This is a genomic window from Synechococcus sp. FACHB-909 (assembly GCF_014698945.1).
In the GTDB taxonomy this organism is placed as follows: Bacteria; Cyanobacteriota; Cyanobacteriia; order PCC-6307; family Cyanobiaceae; genus Cyanobium.
The window spans coordinates 87878-105798 of sequence record NZ_JACJTY010000007.1 but is presented as its reverse complement, the minus strand read 5'-3'; the positions used below and the strand labels follow the sequence as shown (position 1 = coordinate 105798).

Sequence of the window (17921 nt, the reverse complement as noted above, 5' to 3'; positions counted from 1 at the left end):
CGGCAGGTTCCATGGTCGGGAGGCAGATTAGGCACGCACCCGCCCGCCGCGTCCCCGATGGCACGCCCACGCTGGCACCAGAGCCTGGCCGCGCCCTCGAGCCGGCTGGGCCGGCGCTGGGATCGCTTTGTGGCGCTCTGGGCCGCCCTGAACCTGCTCTGGGTGGCCTTCGACATCAGCTACATCCCCCTGCGCACCTTCTGGCTGCAGCGCAACCTCTACCCGCTGCCGTCGGTGCCCCTGGCGGTGCCGCTCACCTTCATCCCCGACATCACCCCCTGGGTGGATCCGATCAAGGGGATCGAGCCGCACCGGGAGACCCAGGCCTACCTGCGCCAGTTCGACCGGATGGATGCGGCCCTGAGGCAGGGCCCCCCGGGGGCGACCACGCCGATCCAGCGCCAGCTGCTGGCGGAACAGGTGCGGCTCACCGTCGAGATGATCGATTCCAACCCGATGCTGGCCTCGGGCACCTCCGGCACCCTGGAGAAGATCAAGAACCGTCTGCGCCAGCGGGCCGACCGGGACTCGGCCAAGCAGGCGGCGGCGCTGCTGCTGAGCCCCGCCTGGATCGACGCCCATCCCTGGCCGCAGGAGCGGCTGTTCTGGCGCCAGCAGGTGCTGCCCCTGGTGGCCACCACCTACTGGCGTTCGATCGATGAGAACGGGCGCCCCACCGACCATTTCTGGCGCTACGACCTGATCCTGTTCCAGAGCGTCTTCGCCCTCGACATCCTGCTGCGGGCCTACCGCCTGCGCCGCCGCCTGCCGGGCCTGAGCTGGAACCGGGCCCTGCTGCGGCGCTGGATCGACCTGCCCCTGCTGCTGCCCTTCTGGCGCTGGCTGCGGGTGGTGCCGGTGCTGGAGCGGCTCCACACCAGCGGCCTGATCAGCATCGAACCGCTGCGGGCGGTGATCAGCCGGGCGGTGGTGGCCCTGCTGGCGGTGGAACTGTTCGAGGTGCTGGCCCTGCAGCTGATCGATGGCCTTCAGCAGCTGATCCGCTCGCGCCGCTGGCCGATGCGGATCCGGGCCCTGCGCAGCCATCAGACGGTGGTCAGCAACGACGAGCGGGAGCTGGTGGAACTGGTGCGGATCTGGGGCCCCCTGCTGCTGGTGCGGGTGGCGCCGCGCCTGGCTCCCGAGCTGCAGGGGGTGCTCGGCCATGCCCTGCAGCAGAGCCTCCAGAACGCCATCGTGCCGCCGGGCCTGCGCCAGCTCCAGCCCCTGCTGCAGGTGGAGAAGGGGCTCAGCCGCCAGCTGGCCGGGGGGATGGTGGACAGCCTGCTCGACCTCACCCGCAGCACCGGTGAGCGCCTCAGCCGGCGCGATGACCAGCAGCTGGAGCTGCTGCAGCGCTTCATCGACCGCTTCTGGGAGGAACTGGCCGAGGCCCTGGAGAGCGGACCGGCCCTGGAACGCTCCCAGCAGTTGCTCTGCACCTTCCTCGAGGAGTTCAAGGGCACCTACCTGAGCCAGATCAGCCGGGCCGGGATCGAGGGGCTGATCGAGGAGCTCGACCAGCTGATGGTGAAGGGAACCCAGGGGTCCCAGGAGCAGAACGACGCGACCTAGCCCAGCAGCTCCTGCCATTCCTCGGGACGGAACCCGGTGAGGATGCGGCCGGAGGTGGTGACCAGGAAGGGACGCTTGATCAGGCGCCCGTCGGCTGCAAGGGCGGCCAGGGCCGTCTCCCGGTCCATCGCCTTGACGGTGGCGGCCCCCAGGGCCCGGTAGCTCTGGCCACTGGTGTTGAACAGCCGGCCGAAACCGCCGAGCTGCTCGTGGGCTGCGGCCAGCAGGTCCAGGGACGGGGGGCTGCTGGTGATGTCGATGGCGTTGAAGGGAATCTGCCGTTCCCTCAGCCAGGCCAGGGCCTTGCGGCAGGTTCCGCAGCCGGCGTACTGATAGAGGACGAGCCCGGCCTGGTCGTCGGCCATGGTGCCTACTTGCGGCCCACCAGCGCCTTGAGGGCCCCGACCAGGCTGTTGGAGCCCTTGCCCACCCCGGAGTCCGGCTTGGTGCGGATGGTCACGTCGCCGTTGACGGTGGTGCGGCAGCTGAGGCGGTAGCTCGCGGGCCGATCCGCCAGGTAGACCTCCTCCACGTCGCTGCGGGGGGAGAGGTTGCGGGCCCCCTCCACCACCTCGACGACGCAGGTGCCGCACTGGCCGAGGCCACCGCAGTTGTTGAGGTTGTTGAGGCCGGTGTAGGGATTCACGCCGGCATCAAGGGCCGCCTTGCGGAGATTGGCCCCTTCAATGCAACCAACCTGCTGGCCTTCCTTTTCGAAACGGATGGTGGGCACGGTCGATCGGGGGTGAGGGGCGCCGCCCAACTTAGGTCACACCGCGTCCGTTCGATCCCGGTTTCGTTGCCATGAGAAAGGATCGGGAGGGTCGGGAGGGGCTGCCTACGATGGCCGGGTTGCCAGCAGACCTTGCTCTCCTCCGACCCCTCCCCGGCCCGGCAAGGCACCTACGACCTGGTGGTGCAACAGCTGATCCCCGGCTACGCCAGCCTCGCCCGCCTCTCGGTGGCCCTGCTCGCCTCTTCCCCCCTGGCCTCGCCCCAGGACGCCGCCGTGCTGGTGGCGGGATGCGGCACGGGGGCTGAGCTGCTGGAGGCCGACGCCCAGCGGCCGGACTGGCAGCTCACGGCCATCGATCCGTCGGCGGAGATGCTGGCGGTGGCCCGGCAGCGTCTGCAGAACCGGGGCCGGATCGAGTGGCATCACGCCACGGTGGAGCAGCTGGGGGCCGAGGCCCGCTTCGACGGCGCCCTGTCGGTGCTGGTGCTGCAGTCCCTGCCCGACGACGGCACCAAACTGGCCTTCCTCTCCGCCCTGGCCCGCAGCCTCCGGCCCCAGGGCCAGCTGGTGCTGGTCGACCTGATGCGCCCGGAGCGCTCCCCCCTCTCGGCCCAGGTGGCGGAGGCCTGGCGCTGCTTCCAGCGGGCCAGCGGGGTGGATGGCGAAGCCGTGGATCTCACCGCCCAGATCCAGGGGTTCCATCCCATCGGCATCGCCCGGCTCACGGCCCTGGCGGAGGCCGCGGGCCTCAGCGATCCGGCGCCGTTCTTCCAGGCCCTGGACTTCCAGGGCTTTCTGCTACAGCGACGGGCCTGAAGCCACGATCCCCGGTCTCCTGCTGGCCGGGGAGCAGCGGCCGGTCCATGACCACACCGGCCAGGGGCACCAGCAGGGTCAGCAGACCCAGCAGGATGCCGCCGAGGGCACCGAAGGGTTGATCGAAGAACAGGGCCGCCGCATCTTCATGGCCGGACCCGGGGCTTCTGCCGCTGCGGGTGGGGCCTCCGGGAGCGGAGGAGCGGGGGAGGGGCGTTCGGGGGCCCGGACTGTCGGGGTCTCCACTGGGCTCAGCCTCACCGCCATCGAGGATGGGGCTGAGGCCGGCAGGGATGGCCCCTGGCGGGGTGAGGCCCGGGAGGCTGGCCGGAGAGGCGAGGGCGGCGCTGGTTCCGTGATGGGAACCGGAACGGGACGGGGAACGGTCGGGTCGGGCGTGATCCATGCGTTCGTGCAGCGGCGTGGCCCGGTGCACTGGACGGAGAACAAAGGTGATTTGGAACGATTGTGCCACCGATCGGCTCGATCCGCCCCCGGTGACGACAGAACGACAGGGTGACGTGACGCGGGCGGCCTGCTCTCAGGCGGCCGGCCGGGACTGGGAGTGCCTGTGCAGGTGCAGGTCGGCCGGAGGGACCTCGGCCCCGTCCAGCCGGGCGCGGATCGCCCGCAGCTCCTCCAGGATCGACGCCAGCAGCTGCTGGGTGGCGGTGGAGGGCGAGTTGAGCACCTCGACGGTCACCTCCTTGATGCGCAGCACGTCCCGGGCGAAGCGGGCCACTTCGTGGGGGTGGAAGACCAGGGGCTCCTTCTGGTCGCTGCGGTATTCCGGATTGAGCTTGCGGGGATTGAAGGGGGGGTTGAGATTGCGGGGATCGGTGTTGGTGTAGCGGTACACCGAGGCGCGGGAGCGGTTCAGGGAGCGCTGAACCTCATCGATGCCGATGAGGGTTTCGGTCTCGGTGCGGGATTCACCCTGCAGGGCCAGCGGCGCGGCCGGCGAAGCGGTGGAACCGCCCGCTGGTGAGCCGACCTGTGCAGGGTGAGCAAGCATGAGACTGTCGTTGGACGCACTGGACTAACGGCCGACCTTAGCAGAGTTTTCCGTCGCGGGCCCGCCGCCGTCAGGGGCAGTGTCGTTGCGGCCACTTGCTCCCGGGGCCAGCCATCCGTTTGACCGGGCCGGCGGTGATAGCGTCCAGCGCCGAACCGGACTTTCTCCATGCGCGTCTCCCGCCTGATGCTGGTGACGCTTCGCGACGACCCGGCCGAAGCCGAGATCACCTCCCACAAGCTGCTGCTCCGCGCCGGCTACATGCGTCGCCTGGCGCCAGGGATCTTCGCCTACCTGCCCCTGCTCTGGCGGGTGCTCCAGAAGGTCTCCGCCATCGTCCGCGAGGAGATGGCCGCCGTGGACGCGCTCGAAACCCTGCTGCCCCAGCTGCAGCCCGCCGATCTCTGGCGCCGCAGTGGCCGCTGGGACGGCTACACCGCCGGGGAGGGGATCATGTTCCACCTGATCGATCGCCAGGAGCGGTCCCTGGGGCTCGGCCCCACCCATGAGGAGGTGGTCACCGAACTGGCGGCCGACCTGCTGCGCTCCTACCGCCAGCTGCCGGTCTGCCTGTACCAGATCCAGACCAAGTTCCGCGATGAGATCCGGCCCCGCTTCGGCCTGATGCGGGGGCGGGAATTCATCATGAAGGACGCCTATTCCTTCCATGCCGACGAGGCCTGCCTGCGGCGCACCTACGCCGCCATGGACGGGGCCTACCGGCGCATCTTCGAGCGCTGCGGCCTGCGGGCCGTGGCGGTCGAGGCCGACAGCGGCGCCATCGGCGGTTCCGCCAGCCAGGAGTTCATGGTCACCGCCGAAGCCGGCGAGGACCTGATCCTGGCCAGCCCCGACGGCCGCTACGCCGCCAACCAGGAGCGGGCGGTCTCCCTGCCGGCGCCCGCCGTTCCCCTGCCGGCCGGCCCCTGCCGGACCCTGGCCACCCCGGACCAGACGAGCATCGAGGACCTCTGCACGGCCCATGGCTTCGATCCCACCCAGACGGTGAAGGTGCTGCTGCTGCTGGCCCGCTTCGCCGCAGCGCCCGCCCGCGGGGTGCAGGTGTGCCTGCGGGGCGACCAGCTGCTCAACGAGGTCAAGCTGGCCAACGCGCTGACGGCCCGTTGCCCGGACGCCGGCGCCCTGCTGGAAATCGTGCCGCTGCTCGCCGATCACCTCGACGCGCCCGTGCCCTTCGGCTTCCTTGGCCCCCACCTGCCGGACCCCCTGCTGCGCCAGGCGGATCCCCGGGCGGCGGCCGCCCCCCTGCTGCGTCTTGTCGACCCCTCCGCCGCCGAGCTGGAGGCGTTCGTCTGCGGCGCCAACCGCGTCGACGAGCACCTGGTGGGGGCCCGCTGGGGCGAGCTCTGCCCGCTCCCCGAGGTGGTGGACCTGCGCGCGGCCCAGCCGGGCGAGCGCTGCCTGCACGACCCCTCCCAGCGGCTGGAGGCGGCCCGGGGCATCGAGGTCGGCCACATCTTCCAGCTGGGGCGGAAGTACTCCGAAGCCCTGGAGGCCCGCTTCACCAATGAGGCCGGCGAGGACGAAGCCCTGTGGATGGGCTGCTACGGCATCGGCGTCTCGCGCCTGGCCCAGGCCGCCGTGGAGCAGAACCACGATGCCGACGGCATCCGCTGGCCCGTGGCGATCGCCCCCTACACGGTGATCATCGTCATCGCCAGCAGCCAGGACCCGGTCCAGGTGGCCCTGGCCGAGGAGCTCTACGGCCGCCTGCTCGGCGCCGGGATCGATGTGCTGCTGGACGACCGGCCCGAGCGGGCCGGGGTGAAGTTCAAGGACGCCGATCTGATCGGCATCCCCTGGCGCCTGGTGGTGGGCCGGGGCGCCGGTGAGCGGACGGTGGAACTGGTGGACCGCAGCGGCGGCACCGGCAAGCGGGACCTGACGGCGGACGCCGCCCTCGAGGAGCTCGTGCAGCTCCTCGGGCTCCAGGGTGCATCCCCGTAGGATTTCGCCAGACGCCGTTCCTCCCTTGGTCGCCTTCCTGCGCCGCAGCCTGCTCCGTCCCCTTCTGGCCCTCGGCCTGTGTCTCTGCCTCGGACTGAGCGGCTGCAGCCAGGCCCCCGGCGGTCTCAGCGGCAACTACGTCGATGACACCGTCAGCGTGGCCCAGACCCTGCTGACCACCATCGCCCTGCCCCAGGACGACCCCGCCCGCCAGGAGGCGGAGGTGCAGGCCCGCCAGCTGATCAACGGCTACACCGCCCTCTACCGGCCCCGCCAGGACATCCACGGCCTGGCCTCCTTCACCACCATGCAGACCGCCGTCAACGCGCTGGCGGCCCACTACGCCGGTTACGCCAACCGCCCCCTGCCCGATCCCCTGCGCAGCCGCCTGGAGAAGGAGCTCAAGAAAGCTGAAGCCACGGCGGTGCGCGGCGCCTGATTCTTTGACGTAGGGGGCCTCGATCTGAGAAGCTCTCCCCTTGTGCTTAGAAGCGGCTCCGGGCCGCTGTTTCCTTGGCCAATGTTGTCGTCATCGGTGCGCAATGGGGTGACGAAGGGAAAGGCAAGATCACCGATCTGCTGAGTCGCTCCGCCGATGTCGTGGTCCGCTATCAGGGCGGGGTCAACGCCGGGCACACCATCGTCGTCGAGGACCGGGTCCTCAAGCTGCACCTGATCCCGTCGGGGATCCTCTATCCGGACACCATCTGCCTGATCGGGTCGGGCACGGTGGTGGACCCCAAGGTCATGCTGGGCGAGATCGACACCCTGCTGGAGCTGGAGATCGATGTCTCCGGGCTGAAGCTGGCCTCCACGGCCCACGTGACGATGCCCTACCACCGCCTGCTCGACCTGGCGATGGAGCAGCGTCGCGGCGACCGCCGCATCGGCACCACCGGCCGCGGCATCGGGCCCACCTACGCCGACAAGTCCGAGCGCAACGGCATCCGGGTGATCGACCTGCTCGATGCCGACTGCCTGCGCGATCGCCTGCTGGGGCCCCTAGCCGAGAAGAACGACCTGCTCGAGAAGGTCTATGGGATCCCCGCCCTCGATCCGGAGGCGGTGATCGAGGAGTACGCCGCCTACGGCCGCCGGCTGGCCCCCCACGTGGTGGACTGCACCCGCACCATCCACGAGGCGGCCCGGGCCCGCAAGAACATCCTCTTCGAGGGCGCCCAGGGCACCCTGCTCGACCTCGACCACGGCACCTACCCCTACGTCACCTCCTCCAACCCGGTGTCGGGCGGTGCCTGCATCGGCGCCGGCGTCGGGCCCACCCTGATCGACCGGGTGATCGGCGTGGCCAAGGCCTACACCACCCGGGTGGGCGAAGGTCCGTTCCCCACCGAGCTGGAGGGCAGCCTCAACGACCACCTCTGCGACCGGGGCGGCGAGTTCGGCACCACCACCGGCCGGCGGCGCCGCTGCGGCTGGTTCGACGGGGTGATCGGCCGCTATGCGGTGCAGGTGAACGGCCTCGACTGCCTGGCGATCACCAAGCTCGATGTCCTCGATGAGCTGGACGAGATCCAGGTCTGCGTGGCCTACGAGCTCGACGGCCGCCGCATCGACTACTTCCCCAGCAGCTCCGACGAATTCGCCCGCTGCCGGCCCGTGTTCCGCAGCCTGCCCGGCTGGCAGTGCTCCACCGCCGACTGCCGCAGCCTGGAGGATCTGCCCCCCACGGCCATGGCCTACCTGCGCTTCCTGGCCGAGCTGATGGAGGTGCCGATCGCCATCGTCTCCCTCGGCGCCCAGCGCGACCAGACGATCGTCGTCGAGGATCCGATCCACGGCCCCAAGCGCGCCCTGCTCAGCGTCTGATCCGGCGACCCCCCGTCCACCGCCTCAGTCCTTCGCCTCGCTTCCCCGGCTCTCCTCACCCCCCTCCCGGATCCCCTTGACCAGCACCGCCAAGCGCTTCGACGTGGTCGGCATCGGCAATGCCATCGTCGACGTCCTCGTCCAGGCCGACGACGCCTTCCTCGAGGCCCACGGCCTCACCAAGGGCACCATGGCCCTGGTGGATGAGGCCCAGGCCGAACGGCTCTACGCCAGCGTCGGCGCCGGCCTGGAGACCTCCGGCGGCTCGGCCGCCAACACCCTGGCCGGCATCGCCCAGCTGGGCGGCCAGGCGGGCTTCATCGGCCGGGTCCGGGACGACCAGCTCGGGGCGATCTTCGCCCACGACATCCGGGCCGTGGGGGCCAGCTTCGAGACCCCCGCGGCCGCCAGTGGTCCCTCCACCGCCCGCTGCCTGATCCTGGTCACCCCCGATGCCCAGCGCACCATGTGCACCTACCTGGGGGCGTCGGTGGGGCTGGATCCCGCCGACCTCGACCTGGAGATGGTGCGCCAGGCGAAGGTGCTGTATCTGGAGGGCTACCTCTGGGACAGCGAGGAGGCCAAGCGCGCCTTCATCGCCGCCGCCGAGGTGATGCGCGCCAGCGGCGGCGAGGTGGCCCTCTCCCTCTCGGATGCCTTCTGCGTCGAGCGCCATCGGGAGAGTTTCCTGGAGCTGGTCGACGGCCATGTCGACGTGCTGTTCGCCAACGAGATGGAGATCACCGCCCTCTACGGCGCCGACAGCTTCGAGGCGGCGGCCGACCAGGTCCGTGGCCGCTGCAGGGTGGCGGCCCTCACCCGCAGCGAGCAGGGCTCGGTGCTGCTCAGCGGCGAGACGACCCTGGCGATCGAGCCCTTCCACCTCGGCCCCCTGGTGGACACCACCGGCGCCGGCGACCTCTACGCCGCCGGCTTCCTCTACGGCCACACCCGTGGCGAGAGCCTGGAGCGCTGCGGACGGCTCGGTTCGCTCTGTGCCGGCCAGGTGGTCACCCAGCTGGGTCCCCGTCCCCAGGCCTCCCTGCCGGAGCTGGTGGCCCGCCACCTGGGCTGAGCGGCAGCTGCTCCAGCAACCAGCGGCCGTAGGGACCGTCGCTGGCAGCCGTCCAGTCGATCCATTCGGGGGTGTCGTAGCTGTGCAGCTCCCCCAGGGCGCGGCGCAGACCCTCCAGCTGAGCGGGGGTCGTCTTGAGCAGCAGCTGCACCTCCTCGCTCCGCTCCAGCCGGCCCTGCCAGCGGTAGAGCGACACCACCGGGTGCAGGCTGGCGCACGCCACCAGGCCCCGCTCCAGCAGCTCCCGGGCCAGGGCCTCGGCCCGCTCCCGGTCGGCTTCGGTGGTGAGCACCAGGCTGAGGGGTGTGGGCATGGAGGTGGGTGGGGTCAGGGGTCAGCCCCCAGTTCCACTTTCGCCCAGCCGCTGCAGCAGCTCTTCCAGGGGCAGGGCCTCCACCCGGTCGGGCTCCCCGGGCCGCTCCAGGAGCAGCAGGCGCAGACCCAGGGCGGCGCAGGTCCGGTGCCAGCGCTCTTCGTTGGCCCCCCCGGAGCGGCGGCAGAGCACGGTGTCGATCTGCCAGTGGCGGCAGAGGGCGCGCTCGATGCGGCCGTCGCCGCCGGGCCGCAGGGGGGCCAGCCGCTGCGGCGCCATTCCGGCGGCCAGGGCCGTCGCCAGGGCCCCGCCCTGGGGCAGCAGGCGGGCGTGATGCAGCACCCCCGGCGAGGCCGCCACGGCCTCGGCCAGGCGGCGGGCGCCGATGGCCAGCAGCAGCCGTTCCCCCGGCCGGCACAGGCGACCGAGGCCGGCCAGATCGGCCAGAGGCTGGGCACCGGCGGCGTTCAGGTCGGGTCGCAGCAGCCGCAGCAGGGGCTGTGAGCGGTCCGCGCAGCCCACGGCCAGGGCGGTGCTGATGCGGGTGGCGAAGGGGTGGGTCGCATCGATCACCCAGGTGTAGGGGGCGCCCCGGAGTCCGGCGTCGGCCAGTTCGGCGGCGACCCCGGCCTCGGGCCCGTCCGGCCCCCCGATCGCCCCCACGGCCAGCTCCAGGCGGGGGTGGGCGCCATAGGCCAGGGCGGCGGCCCGGCTCACCAGCGAGACCTTCAGGCGCCAGCCCCTGGCCAGCAGCTCCCGGGCCAGGGGCGGCCCCTCCCCCGTGCCGGCCACCAGCCAGATCCGGCCGCCAGCACCGCCGCTCCCGTCGCAGCCGCCGGCACGACCGGGCGGATCGGCCTGGATCCCGTGGGGCGGATGCATCAGGATGGGTCCTCCCATCCGTTGGTCCGGGCGTGAATCACTGCTTGCTGGAGGTGGAGGTCCTGGAGGCGCCCCAGGTGCGTTACACCCAGGACAACCAGACGCCGGTGGCCGAAATGGCCGTCCAGATCGAGGGCCTTCGCCCCGATGATCCCCCGGGCCAGCTGAAGGTGGTGGGCTGGGGCAACCTGGCCCAGGATCTCCAGAACAGGGTGCAGGTGGGCCAGCGCTTCGTGCTCGAGGGCCGGCTGCGCATGAACACCGTCACCCGCCAGGACGGGGTCAAGGAGAAGCGCGCCGAGTTCACCCTGGCACGTCTCCATCCCCTCAGCCCCGGCAGCGGCGGCGCCCCGTCATCGGCTGCGGAGCCGGCCCGCAGCCCGGCCCCCCTGCCGACCCCGCGCCCCGCCGGGGCCGCCACCCCCGCCCCACGGCGGGCCCCCGCACCGGCGCCCTCCCGGTCGGCCACGGCAGCTCCCGCCGAGCCGGCCGCCCCCGTCTGGGACACCTCGCCGCTGGTCCCCCTGGGAGACGATGACGAGATCCCCTTCTGATCAGAGCCGTTCGGCGGCCTGGTCGATCAGCTGACCCAGTTCCCGCTCCAGGGCCGCCAGATCCAGCCGCCACTCGCTCCAGCGTCCGCTGTCCAGCTGGCGCAGCAGCCAGAGCCTGTCCTCCCCCAGCTGGCTGAGCAGCTCGGCGGTGCTGGCGGCCTCTGGCACGCTCCAGGGGGTGTCGATGTCGGCGGATGCCCCCACGGGGCTGGCGGTGAAGCCGTCTTGCGCGCTGGCTTGGGGGCTGGCCATGGGGCGGCGGGGCGGAGCCTGGGACGCCATCCTGGCCCCCGCTGACGGAGAATGGGGGGATGCAAGCGTTTCTCTCCCCCGGCAGCCTGGTGACCGTGGCCGGTGCCGTCCTCACCGTGATCGGATCGATCGCCTACGCCACCGACAGCCCCAACATCAGCCTGGCCGGTGTCTTCTACGGCGTGCCGATCCTGCTGGGGGGCCTGGCCCTGAAATCCTCCGAGCTGCCCCCCGCCGAGCGGCTCACGCCTGCCGCCAAGCTGCGGGACCTGCGCCAGCAGCCCGGCAACGAACCCCTGCGCAAGCTGCTGGCCGACGTCACCCGCTGGCGCTACGGCCAGAAGGCCCACCTGGAGAGTTCCCTTGAGGCCCTCAAGCTCTGGGACGAGGACGCCCCACCCCAGCTGGTGGCCGTCGAGGAGCTGGAGGCCGGCGGCGGCTACGGGCTGCGGCTGACGATCGAGTGCCACGGGGTGGCCTACGAGCGCTGGCAGGATCGGCTGGAGCGTCTGGGCCGTTTCTTCGGTCCCGGCCTCACGGCCGACCTCCAGCAGGCCGGCCCCGGCCGCCTGCAGCTGAGCCTGCTGCCGGCCACCTCCCCTGGCCCGGCCCCCTCCGACCCGTCCCTCGCCGCCCCCGTCCCTTGAGTCCCGATCGGCACATCAGCGCGGAAGACACCCTGCGGGTGTCCGTGCTCAGTGAAGCCCTGCCCTACATCCAGCGCTTCGCCGGCCGCCGCATCGTGATCAAGTACGGCGGGGCGGCCATGGTGCGCGAGGACCTGCGCGATGCCGTCTTCCGCGACCTGGCCCTGCTGGCCTGCGTCGGCGTCCAGCCGGTGGTGGTGCACGGCGGCGGACCGGAGATCAACCAGTGGCTGGAGAAGCTGGCGATCGAGCCCCGCTTCCAGGACGGCCTGCGGGTCACCTGTCCCGACACCATGGACGTGGTGGAGATGGTGCTGGTCGGGCGCGTCAACAAGCAGATCGTCAATGGCCTCAACCGGGTGGGCGGCCGGGCCGTGGGCCTCTCCGGCAGCGACGGCGGCCTGGTGCAGGCCCGCACGATGGGGGACGGCACCCTCGGGGTGGTGGGCGATGTGGCCCGGGTGGATCCCTCGGTGCTCACCCCCCTGCTCGCGGCCGGTTACATCCCGGTGATCTCCAGCGTGGCCCCCAATGCCGATGGCCTGGCCCACAACATCAATGCCGACACGGTGGCCGGTGAGCTGGCCGCGGCCCTGCAGGCCGAGAAGCTGATCCTGCTGACCGACACCCCCGGCATCCTCCGCGACCGCCATGCCCCCGCCAGCCTGATCCGCCAGCTCAGCCTCTCGGAGGCCCGCGGGCTGATCGCCGACGGGGTGGTGGAGGGGGGGATGACCCCCAAGACCGAATGCTGCATCCGGGCCCTGGCCCAGGGGGTGAAGGCGGCCCACATCATTGATGGCCGGGTGTCCCATTCCCTGCTGCTGGAGGTGTTCACCAACGCCGGCATCGGCACCATGGTGGTGGGCAGCCCCGGCCTGCTCGATGGCTGAGGATCCGCTGGCCGAAGCCCGCCGGGCCCTCGATCGCGGTGAGTACGGCCAGGTGCTGCGGCTGCTTGAGCCCCTCCAGGAGGAACGCTCCCCCCTCACCGCCGCCGGCGCCGAGCTGCGGCTGCTGATGGCCACCGCCCTGATGGGCCAGGGGCGCACCGACCAGGCGGCCGCCTGCTGCCGCGGCCTGGTGCGCTGCCGCGATGCGACCCTGCGGGCCCAGGCCAAGGCCCTGCTGCTGGTGCTGGAAGCCCCGGAGCTGCGCCGTCCCAGCAACTGGTCGCTGACCCTGCCGGATCTTTCCGGCACCACCCCCCTCGAAGGGGTCGGCGCCGGGGTCAGCCGCCGCTCCCGCCGCCGCCCCGAGCCGCCGCCGCCACCGCCGGTGGGGCCCACCCGGGCGCCGGTCGGGTTCGCCGTCGTCGTGGCGGTGGTGCTGGTGCTGCTGGCTGCCCTGCTGGGGGGCTGCATGGAGGTGCGCACGGAGCTGCGCTTCGAGGGCCCCGGCAGGCTCCAGGTCAGCCACCAGCTCCGCAGCGACACCGGCACCGGGACACCCTGGCAGCGGCGGTTCGTTGCGGCCCTCGAAGGTCACGCTGAGGGGATACCAGCCCCCGGGCCGTTCCGCCCCTCGGGGGGGAGCGGCGACCAGCTGGTCTCCACCCCCGTGCTGCCCGCCCTCGAGGCCCTCGGAGCCCTGGCGGGCAGCCTGGAGGTGGCGGGCCGGCTCAGCGGCGTCCCCCTGGCGGCGCCGGTGGTGGTCTGGGAGGAACGCAACTGGCTGCTGGGCGTCCGCCAGCACCTGCGGCTGGAGCTTGATCTCCAGGCCCTCGAGGCGATCCCAGGGCTGGATCTGGCGGTCGTGCTCGCCCCGGTGCGGCCGGCGGCGGTCCTGCGGGCGAGCCCCGCCGCCATCGCCGCGGCCCCTGCCGGGGACGGCGGCGGCCGCCGCCTGCTCTGGCCCCTCCAGCCCGGGCAGGTCAACGTCCTGGAACTGCGCTGCTGGCGCTGGAGCGGCCTGGGGCTGGGGGCGGCGGCGGTGGGCCTGGTCCTGCCGCTGGTGCTCGGCCTGCAGGCGATCCGCCAGCGGCTGGGGTTCGGCCTGCCGGAGCTGCCGGCCTGAGCCCTCCGGCCTGATTCCCCGGCCTGATCCCCCGGCCGCGGTCGCCGGGCCGCCGGCTCAGAGTTCCAGGGGGTCGGGATCGATCGTCAGGCTCACCCCCGGGGGCAGGGCCCGGCGCAGGTCGGCTTCGGGGGGAAGGGGCAGCGCCGTTTCCCCAGCGGTGTCCCCATCCGGCGCCATGGGGCTGCCGTGCAGCAGCAGTTGCCAGCGGCTCCGGCCCGCCACCCGGGCCACGGGGGCGGGGGCCGGTCCGATCACCACCCAGCCGGCCGTCTCCACGGCGGGGCGGATCCGTTCGGCCAGGGCGGCGGCGGCCGTGGCCGTGCCGCTGGCGGTGGGACCGGCCAGCCGCAGCAGGCAGGCCCGACCGAAGGGCACCATGGACCCCTGGCGCCGCAGCTCCAGTTCCTCGGCCAGGAAGGCGGCGTAGCGGCCGTCCACCAGGTGACGGATCACGGGGTGGTCGGGGCTGTAGGTCTGCACCAGCACCTCGCCGGGGCGCTCGCCCCGCCCGGCGCGGCCGGCGAGCTGGAGCAGCAGCTGCAGGCACTGCTCCGCGGCGCGCAGGTCCGGCCGGTGCAGCAGGCCGTCGGCCGCCAGCACCGCCGCCAGCGTCACCCGGGGCAGGTCCATGCCCTTGGCGAGCATCTGGGTCCCCACCAGCACGTCCGCCTCGCCGGCCGCGAAGCGCTCCAGCAGGCGGCGATGGCCATCCCGGCCCCGGGTGGTGTCCCGGTCGAAGCGGATCAGCCGCAGGCCCTCCAGTTCCGTCGCCAGCTGCTCCATCACCCGCTGGGTGCCGGCGCCGAAGGGCTTGAAGGCGGTGGAACCGCAGTGGCCGCAGCGATCCCCCATCTCCTGGCGGTGGTCGCACCAGTGGCAGCGCAGCCACTCCCGCCCCTCCTGACCGCCGGCCCGGGGGCCGCGGTGGACGGTGAGGGCCACGTCGCAGTGGGGGCAGAGCACCACCTCGCCGCAGCTGCGGCAGCTCAGGAAGGAGCGGTAGCCGCGCCGCGGCACCAGCACAACCGCCTGCTCGCCCCGCTCCTGCAGGGTCTCCAGCCGGGCCATCAGGGGGCGGCTGATCAGGCGGCGGTGGCCGTCCACCAGCTCCTGACGCATGTCCACCAGCCGCACCGGTGGCAGCGGGCGCTGGCCGATCCGCTCCGGCAGCGGCAGGAGGCGGGTGTCGGCGGGCTGGCCCTGGGGGCGCGGCTGGCAGCGCCACCAGGTTTCCAGGGAGGGGGTGGCACTGCCGAGCACCAGCCTGGCCCCCGTCTGGCGGGCCCGCAGCCTGGCCACCTCCCGGGCGTGATAGCAGGGCATCGGGCTCTCCTGCTTGTAGGAGGCATCGTGTTCCTCGTCGAGCACGATCAGGCCCAGCTGGCCCAGCGGCAGGAAGACGGCGGAGCGGGTGCCCACGGCCAGGCAGGGCTCGTGCTGCCGGGCCGCCTCGAGGCAGCGCCGCCAGGCCAGGACCCGCTCCCCGTCGCCCATGCCGCTGTGGTATTCGATCACCGCGGGACCGAAGCGGCGCCGGCAGCGGTCCAGCAGCTGGGGGATGAGGCCGATCTCCGGGGCCAGGATCAGCACGCTGCGCCCCGCCGCCAGCTCCCGGGCCGCGGCCTGCAGGTAGACCTCGGTCTTGCCGGAACCCGTCACCCCCCAGAGCAGCAGGCTCTGGCCCGGCGGCGCGTCGGCGATGGCCGCCAGCGCCGCGGCCTGGGCCGGACTGGGGGGCTGGGCGCTTTCCAGGGGGGCCGGCCCAGCGCCCCGCCCCCCGGCCAGGCCCCTGGCGCCGCCGGCCCCCGATGGGCCCCGGCCGGCCTCCCGGAGGAGCAGGCCCCGGCGCTCCATGGTTCCGATCAGGGAGCGGCCGAAGCCGGCCTCCTGCACCAGATCGCGCAGCAGCCGCGCTCCCCCATGGCTGGCCAGGTGGTCGAGGAGCGCCTGCTGGCGGGGGGTGACGGAGTCGGCGACCGCGGCCGGGTTGGGCCGCACCGTCCAGAGGACCCGCCCCTGGCCGGGGGGGCGGCGGGCCTGCCCCAGCCAGCCCGGCGGCAGCGCGCTCTTGAGGGTGCGGAAAAGGCCGGTGTGGCACTGCCGGGCCACGCCCTCCAGCAGGGCCTGCCAGAGCGGATCGATCGCGGCGCTCTCCAGCACCGCGTCCACCGGAAGGACCGCCCGTCCCTCCATGGCGGCCGGACAGGCCGCGGCCGTCGCCACCACCAGGCCTGTGTGGGGCCGCCCCTGCAGGCGGACCCGCACCAGGTCCCCCACCCCGATGGCCAGGCCTGAGGGGTTGGCATAGGTGAAGGTCCGCCCTTCCCGGCCGGCCTCCAGCCAGACCTCCAGCCAGCCTGGAGGCGCTGGGCCGGGTGGGGAGGGTGAGGAGCTGGCTGGCAATCTTGCAAAGATCTCATGCCATTCCTAGGATGACGGGGTTGGGCCGCCCGCAAGGCTGCCGTCGGAACCGCGCAGAGTTCCGTCCACAGGGAAGACCCGCTGAGGTTCCAGGGATTCACTCCCTGTTCATTCCTCCGGTCTGAGACCACCCGTGACAGCCCTGCACCGGCTCTGGCCGACTTCCACCATCCCAATCACGCTCCTGGAGCGATCCATCCACCATCCATCGGCAGGGGCTCCGTGAGGAGGGTCATCCCATCCCGCGACGTCCTGATGCTCTCCTTGCCCTCCCGGCCGGCTCCGTACCGGCACCGTGGAGGATGGGGGCCTGATTCAGCGACCCGGAGCACCGGAACCGGCTGATGGCATCCCGCTCCTGACCATGTCCGGGCCTTCAGCCCCGCCCGCCTTTCCCTCGCCCGCTTCACTCCCCCCCACCCCACTCCCTTTCGCGTCGTTTCCATGAGCCCAGTCGCCGCCAAGGCCAAAGCCGCCGTTCCTGAGATCCTGGCCACCGTCTCCGCCACCGGCGAGGTGCTGCCCATCGACCCCTCGGCGGTGACGGCTCGGAAGACCGCGGCCCGTGCCCGAACGGCCGCCCCCAAGGCTGGGGCCGCCAAGCCTGCCGCCAAAGCCAGCTCCCGGACGACAGCCAAGCCCGCGGCGGCCAAAACCGCGGCCGCCAAAGTCGCCGCCGAGAAGCCCGCTGAGGTGGTCCTCGACGACGGCCTCGACGGGGATGAGGATCTGCCCGAGACCGGCGGCGACCTCCGCAAGGACGCCAAGGGCGCCAAGGCCCTCGCCAGCATCAAGGTGGGCCCGAAGGGCGTCTACACCGAGGATTCGATTCGCGTCTATCTCCAGGAGATCGGCCGCATCCGCCTGCTGCGGCCCGATGAGGAGATCGAGCTGGCCCGCAAGATCGCTGACCTGCTCGAGCTGGAGGAGAAGGCGGCCGAGTTTGAGGCCGACAAGGGCCATTTCCCTGACACCAAGGAATGGGCCGCGATCTTCGACATGCCGCTGATCAAGTTCCGCCGTCGGCTGATGCTGGGTCGGCGGGCCAAGGAGAAGATGGTCCAGTCGAACCTGCGGCTGGTCGTCTCGATCGCCAAGAAGTACATGAACCGGGGTCTGTCCTTCCAGGACCTGATCCAGGAAGGCAGCCTCGGCCTGATCCGCGCCGCCGAGAAGTTCGACCACGAGAAGGGCTACAAGTTCTCCACCTATGCCACCTGGTGGATCCGTCAGGCGATCACCCGTGCGATCGCCGATCAGAGCCGCACCATCCGCCTTCCCGTTCACCTCTACGAGACGATCTCCCGGATCAAGAAGACCACCAAGACCCTGTCCCAGGAGTTCGGTCGCAAGCCCACCGAGGAGGAGATCGCCGAGAGCATGGAGATGACGATCGAGAAGCTGCGCTTCATCGCCAAATCCGCCCAGCTGCCGATCTCCCTCGAAACTCCCATCGGTAAGGAGGAAGACTCCAGGCTCGGCGACTTCATCGAGGCCGATATCGAGAATCCGGAGCAGGATGTCGCCAAGAATCTGCTGCGTGAGGATCTCGAAGGTGTGCTGGCCACCCTCAGCCCCCGCGAGCGGGACGTGCTGCGCCTGCGCTACGGCCTCGATGACGGCCGTATGAAGACCCTTGAAGAGATCGGCCAGATCTTCGACGTCACGCGCGAGCGCATTCGGCAGATCGAAGCCAAGGCCCTGCGCAAGCTGCGCCACCCCAACCGCAATGGTGTCCTGAAGGAGTACATCAAGTAACGTCCTTCCACTGCCGGAGAATCCACAGACTGTTTGGCGAGTGCATGGTCGTCTTCTTCAGCA

18 protein-coding genes are annotated in these 17921 nt (G+C 71.9%); 11 read left to right on the top strand and 7 right to left on the bottom strand.

What is annotated here, in order from left to right:
• The first annotated feature begins 57 nt into the window (after nucleotides 1-57).
• A complete protein-coding gene (locus tag H6G99_RS12310; protein ID WP_190611762.1) occupies nucleotides 58-1575 on the top strand; it encodes a hypothetical protein in 1518 nt (505 codons plus the stop codon).
• On the opposite strand, the gene H6G99_RS12305 is transcribed toward H6G99_RS12310, so the two are convergent.
• Together H6G99_RS12305 and H6G99_RS12300 are read right to left on the bottom strand one after the other, a co-directional pair.
• Nucleotides 1572-1940, bottom strand: coding sequence for a Spx/MgsR family RNA polymerase-binding regulatory protein (locus tag H6G99_RS12305; protein WP_190611760.1), 369 nt, complete (start codon nucleotides 1938-1940; stop codon nucleotides 1572-1574). The two genes, H6G99_RS12310 and H6G99_RS12305, sit on opposite strands and share 4 nt — an antisense overlap.
• A 5-nt stretch (nucleotides 1941-1945) precedes the next feature.
• A complete protein-coding gene (locus tag H6G99_RS12300; RefSeq protein WP_094587390.1) occupies nucleotides 1946-2308 on the bottom strand; it encodes a 2Fe-2S iron-sulfur cluster-binding protein in 363 nt (120 codons plus the stop codon).
• 132 nt (nucleotides 2309-2440) lie between these two features.
• Here H6G99_RS12300 and H6G99_RS12295 point away from each other — a divergent pair, with 132 nt between their 5' ends.
• Entirely contained in the window at nucleotides 2441-3127 is a 687-nt protein-coding gene (locus H6G99_RS12295) for a class I SAM-dependent methyltransferase (protein ID WP_094587391.1), read from the top strand.
• A 541-nt stretch (nucleotides 3128-3668) separates the two neighbouring features.
• Here the strand turns inward: H6G99_RS12295 and H6G99_RS12290 are convergent.
• Complete coding sequence (locus H6G99_RS12290) at nucleotides 3669-4142, bottom strand: DUF8631 domain-containing protein (protein WP_254948825.1); 474 nt, start codon at nucleotides 4140-4142, stop codon at nucleotides 3669-3671.
• Between the two features lie 168 nt (nucleotides 4143-4310).
• Here H6G99_RS12290 and H6G99_RS12285 point away from each other — a divergent pair, with 168 nt between their 5' ends.
• From H6G99_RS12285 to H6G99_RS12270, 4 genes are all read left to right on the top strand, one after another.
• Nucleotides 4311-6110 (top strand): proline--tRNA ligase, encoded by a 1800-nt coding sequence (locus tag H6G99_RS12285; protein ID WP_190611759.1) that lies wholly within the window; start codon nucleotides 4311-4313, stop codon nucleotides 6108-6110.
• Nucleotides 6111-6135: 25 nt separating this feature from the next.
• Nucleotides 6136-6549, top strand: a complete 414-nt coding sequence (gene psb27, locus H6G99_RS12280) for a photosystem II protein Psb27 (protein ID WP_094587393.1) — start codon at nucleotides 6136-6138, stop codon at nucleotides 6547-6549.
• A gap of 74 nt (nucleotides 6550-6623) precedes the next feature.
• Nucleotides 6624-7937, top strand: coding sequence for an adenylosuccinate synthase (locus H6G99_RS12275; RefSeq protein ID WP_094587394.1), 1314 nt, complete (start codon nucleotides 6624-6626; stop codon nucleotides 7935-7937).
• A gap of 76 nt (nucleotides 7938-8013) precedes the next feature.
• Nucleotides 8014-9012 (top strand): adenosine kinase, encoded by a 999-nt coding sequence (locus H6G99_RS12270; protein ID WP_190611758.1) that lies wholly within the window; start codon nucleotides 8014-8016, stop codon nucleotides 9010-9012.
• On the opposite strand, the gene cutA is transcribed toward H6G99_RS12270, so the two are convergent.
• Entirely contained in the window at nucleotides 8948-9325 is a 378-nt protein-coding gene (gene cutA, locus H6G99_RS12265) for a divalent-cation tolerance protein CutA (protein WP_190611756.1), read from the bottom strand. The two genes, H6G99_RS12270 and cutA, sit on opposite strands and share 65 nt — an antisense overlap.
• A 21-nt stretch (nucleotides 9326-9346) precedes the next feature.
• On the bottom strand, nucleotides 9347-10225 hold the full coding sequence (locus H6G99_RS12260; RefSeq protein ID WP_286191131.1) for a precorrin-6A/cobalt-precorrin-6A reductase: 879 nt from the start codon (nucleotides 10223-10225) through the stop codon (nucleotides 9347-9349).
• A 14-nt stretch (nucleotides 10226-10239) separates the two neighbouring features.
• On the opposite strand from H6G99_RS12260, the gene H6G99_RS12255 reads away from it, so the two are divergent.
• Nucleotides 10240-10761, top strand: a complete 522-nt coding sequence (locus H6G99_RS12255) for a single-stranded DNA-binding protein (RefSeq protein ID WP_094587084.1) — start codon at nucleotides 10240-10242, stop codon at nucleotides 10759-10761.
• Here the strand turns inward: H6G99_RS12255 and H6G99_RS12250 are convergent, their stop codons facing one another.
• Complete coding sequence (locus H6G99_RS12250) at nucleotides 10762-11013, bottom strand: DUF8666 family protein (protein WP_190611902.1); 252 nt, start codon at nucleotides 11011-11013, stop codon at nucleotides 10762-10764. It lies immediately after the preceding gene.
• A 59-nt stretch (nucleotides 11014-11072) separates the two neighbouring features.
• Here H6G99_RS12250 and H6G99_RS12245 point away from each other — a divergent pair, with 59 nt between their 5' ends.
• Genes H6G99_RS12245 through H6G99_RS12235 form a run of 3 tightly spaced genes read left to right on the top strand, consistent with a single transcriptional unit; the run spans nucleotide 11073 to nucleotide 13676 of the window.
• The gene (locus H6G99_RS12245; protein WP_094587088.1) at nucleotides 11073-11660 is read left to right on the top strand and encodes a DUF2854 domain-containing protein; all 588 of its coding nucleotides are present in this window, start codon (nucleotides 11073-11075) and stop codon (nucleotides 11658-11660) included.
• Entirely contained in the window at nucleotides 11657-12553 is an 897-nt protein-coding gene (gene argB / locus H6G99_RS12240) for an acetylglutamate kinase (RefSeq protein WP_094587090.1), read from the top strand. Before H6G99_RS12245 ends, argB begins: the two co-directional genes overlap by 4 nt.
• Entirely contained in the window at nucleotides 12546-13676 is a 1131-nt protein-coding gene (locus H6G99_RS12235; RefSeq protein ID WP_190611754.1) for a DUF3153 domain-containing protein, read from the top strand. Before argB ends, H6G99_RS12235 begins: the two co-directional genes overlap by 8 nt.
• Nucleotides 13677-13733: 57 nt before the next feature.
• Here H6G99_RS12235 and priA read toward each other — a convergent pair whose 3' ends face one another.
• Nucleotides 13734-16082: a replication restart helicase PriA gene (gene priA / locus H6G99_RS12230; RefSeq protein ID WP_190611753.1), complete on the bottom strand. Its 2349-nt coding sequence runs from the start codon at nucleotides 16080-16082 to the stop codon at nucleotides 13734-13736.
• Nucleotides 16083-16544: 462 nt separating this feature from the next.
• Between priA and rpoD the strand changes: the two genes are divergently transcribed.
• Nucleotides 16545-17858 (top strand): RNA polymerase sigma factor RpoD, encoded by a 1314-nt coding sequence (gene rpoD / locus H6G99_RS12225; protein WP_190611751.1) that lies wholly within the window; start codon nucleotides 16545-16547, stop codon nucleotides 17856-17858.
• Nucleotides 17859-17921: the final 63 nt, after the last annotated feature.

What these genes read in the sequence shown, in the direction of transcription:
- H6G99_RS12310 (WP_190611762.1), top strand. Translation starts at nt 58, where the DNA reads ATGGCACGCCCACGCTGGCACCAGAGCCTGGCCGCGCCCTCGAGCCGG.
- H6G99_RS12305 (WP_190611760.1), bottom strand. Translation starts at nt 1,940, where the DNA reads ATGGCCGACGACCAGGCCGGGCTCGTCCTCTATCAGTACGCCGGCTGC.
- H6G99_RS12290 (WP_254948825.1), bottom strand. Translation starts at nt 4,142, where the DNA reads ATGCTTGCTCACCCTGCACAGGTCGGCTCACCAGCGGGCGGTTCCACC.
- H6G99_RS12285 (WP_190611759.1), top strand. Translation starts at nt 4,311, where the DNA reads ATGCGCGTCTCCCGCCTGATGCTGGTGACGCTTCGCGACGACCCGGCC.
- cutA (WP_190611756.1), bottom strand. Translation starts at nt 9,325, where the DNA reads ATGCCCACACCCCTCAGCCTGGTGCTCACCACCGAAGCCGACCGGGAG.
- H6G99_RS12260 (WP_286191131.1), bottom strand. Translation starts at nt 10,225, where the DNA reads ATGGGAGGACCCATCCTGATGCATCCGCCCCACGGGATCCAGGCCGAT.
- H6G99_RS12250 (WP_190611902.1), bottom strand. Translation starts at nt 11,013, where the DNA reads ATGGCCAGCCCCCAAGCCAGCGCGCAAGACGGCTTCACCGCCAGCCCC.
- H6G99_RS12245 (WP_094587088.1), top strand. Translation starts at nt 11,073, where the DNA reads ATGCAAGCGTTTCTCTCCCCCGGCAGCCTGGTGACCGTGGCCGGTGCC.
- H6G99_RS12235 (WP_190611754.1), top strand. Translation starts at nt 12,546, where the DNA reads ATGGCTGAGGATCCGCTGGCCGAAGCCCGCCGGGCCCTCGATCGCGGT.
- rpoD (WP_190611751.1), top strand. Translation starts at nt 16,545, where the DNA reads ATGAGCCCAGTCGCCGCCAAGGCCAAAGCCGCCGTTCCTGAGATCCTG.